Below are 2,500 nucleotides of genomic sequence, written 5' to 3'. Positions count from 1 at the left end.
CCCGAAACCAGATGATCTAGGCATGAGCAGGATGAAGGTTGGGTAACACCAACTGGAGGTCCGAACCCACACCTGTTGAAAAAGGTCGGGATGACTTGTGCCTAGGGGTGAAAGGCCAATCAAATCTGGAGATAGCTGGTTCTCCGCGAAAGCTATTTAGGTAGCGCCTCGGACGAATACCCACGGGGGTAGAGCACTGCATGGATGATGGGGGCCCACAGCCTTACTGAGTCTAAGCAAACTCCGAATACCGTGGAGTAATATCCGGGAGACACACGGCGGGTGCTAACGTCCGTCGTGGAGAGGGAAACAACCCTGACCAACAGCTAAGGCCCCCAATTCGTGGCTAAGTGGGAAAGCATGTGAGACTTCCAAAACAACCAGGAGGTTGGCTTAGAAGCAGCCATCCTTTAAAGATAGCGTAACAGCTCACTGGTCTAATCAAGAGGTCTTGCGGCGAAGATGTAACGGGGCTCAAGCCACGAGCCGAAGCTTTGGATGTGCAGCAATGCACGTGGTAGCGGAGCGTTCTGTGATATAGAACGCTGCCTCTTCTATCCGCCACTCCTTGAAAAAGGGGAGGGATAGCGGAGGCATTGTTCTGACTGTGAAGCCGGGCTGTAAGGCATCCGGTGGAGTGATCAGAAGTGAGAATGTTGACATGAGTAGCGACAAACAGGGTGAGAGACCCTGTCGCCGAAAGTCCAAGGGTTCCTGCTTAAAGCTAATCTGAGCAGGGTAAGCCGGCCCCTAAGGCGAGGCCGAAAGGCGTAGTCGATGGGAACCAGGTTAATATTCCTGGGCCAGGAGATGGTGACGGATCACAGAGCTTGTTCTTCCTTATCGGATTGGAAGGGCTGGTGAGTGGTTCCTGGAAATAGCCCTCCACAAGACCGTACCCTAAACCGACACAGGTGGACTGGTAGAGAATACCAAGGCGCTTGAGAGAACCACATTTAAGGAACTCGGCAAAATACCTCCGTAAGTTCGCGAGAAGGAGGCCCGGTTGGCACGCAAGTGTTGGCTGGGGGCACAAACCAGGGGGTGGCGACTGTTTACTAAAAACACAGGGCTCTGCGAAGTCGCAAGACGACGTATAGGGTCTGACGCCTGCCCGGTGCCGGAAGGTTAAAAGGAGATGTGCAAGCATTGAATTGAAGCCCCGGTAAACGGCGGCCGTAACTATAACGGTCCTAAGGTAGCGAAATTCCTTGTCGGGTAAGTTCCGACCTGCACGAATGGCGTAACGACTTCCCCGCTGTCTCAAATGTGGACTCAGCGAAATTGAATTGTCTGTGAAGATGCAGACTTCCCGCGGTTAGACGGAAAGACCCCATGCACCTTTACTATAGCTTCGCACTGGCATCAGGATTGTGATGTGCAGGATAGGTGGTAGGCATTGAAGCAGTGACGCCAGTCGCTGTGGAGCCATCCTTGAGATACCACCCTTCGCACTCTTGATGTCTAACCGCGGCCCGTTATCCGGGTCCGGGACCCTGCGTGGTGGGTAGTTTGACTGGGGCGGTCGCCTCCCAAAGAGTAACGGAGGCGCGCGAAGGTTGGCTCAGAGCGGTCGGAAATCGCTCGTTGAGTGCAATGGCAGAAGCCAGCCTGACTGCAAGACTGACAAGTCGAGCAGAGACGAAAGTCGGCCATAGTGATCCGGTGGTCCCGAGTGGAAGGGCCATCGCTCAACGGATAAAAGGTACGCTGGGGATAACAGGCTGATGATGCCCAAGAGTCCATATCGACGGCATCGTTTGGCACCTCGATGTCGGCTCATCTCATCCTGGGGCTGGAGCAGGTCCCAAGGGTATGGCTGTTCGCCATTTAAAGAGGTACGTGAGCTGGGTTTAGAACGTCGTGAGACAGTTCGGTCCCTATCTGCCGTGGGTGTAGGATACTTGAGAGGAGTTGCCCCTAGTACGAGAGGACCGGGGTGAACGTTCCACTGGTGGACCAGTTGTCGTGCCAACGGCAGTGCTGGGTAGCTATGAACGGACAGGATAAACGCTGAAGGCATCTAAGCGTGAAGCCCCCCTCAAAACAAGGTATCCCTTGAGAGCCGTGGAAGACCACCACGTCGATAGGCCGGAGATGTAAGTGCAGTAATGCATTCAGTTGACCGGTACTAATGGCTCGATTGGCTTGATTTGATCCGGAAGAAGACAGACCAGTACATTCAGTCATGAATGGAAAACGCTTCCTCCAATGCATCCTTGGACAACAATCCCCACGGGGAAACGCCGATGTCGCTTCTTTTCCGGTCTGGTGGCCAAAGCACGAGCAAAACACCCGATCCCATCCCGAACTCGGCCGTTAAGTGCCGTCGCGCCAATGGTACTGCGTCACAAGACGTGGGAGAGTAGGTCACCGCCAGACCTGAAAAGAAGCGACATCTCTCTGAAACGATCAAAAAGCCCCGCAATAACCCAAAAGCAGGGCACGGACGCGGGATAGAGCAGCCCGGTAGCTCGTCAGGCTCATAACCTGAAGGTCG

The 2,500-nt window shown here is 54.4% G+C and carries 2 rRNA genes (1 of these 2 cut by a window edge); both read left to right on the top strand.

Going from position 1 to position 2,500, the window contains the following annotated elements:
- Window positions 1-2,156 (top strand): 23S ribosomal RNA (locus tag GL284_RS20960); it begins 692 nt to the left of the window's first position.
- A gap of 111 nt (window positions 2,157-2,267) precedes the next feature.
- Window positions 2,268-2,382 (top strand): 5S ribosomal RNA (gene rrf, locus GL284_RS20955).
- Window positions 2,383-2,500 lie beyond the last annotated feature (118 nt).

Source organism: Paracoccus shanxieyensis (assembly GCF_009711265.1).
GTDB lineage: Bacteria > Pseudomonadota > Alphaproteobacteria > Rhodobacterales > Rhodobacteraceae > Paracoccus > Paracoccus shanxieyensis.
This window is presented reverse-complemented; position numbering and strand designations above follow the sequence as displayed.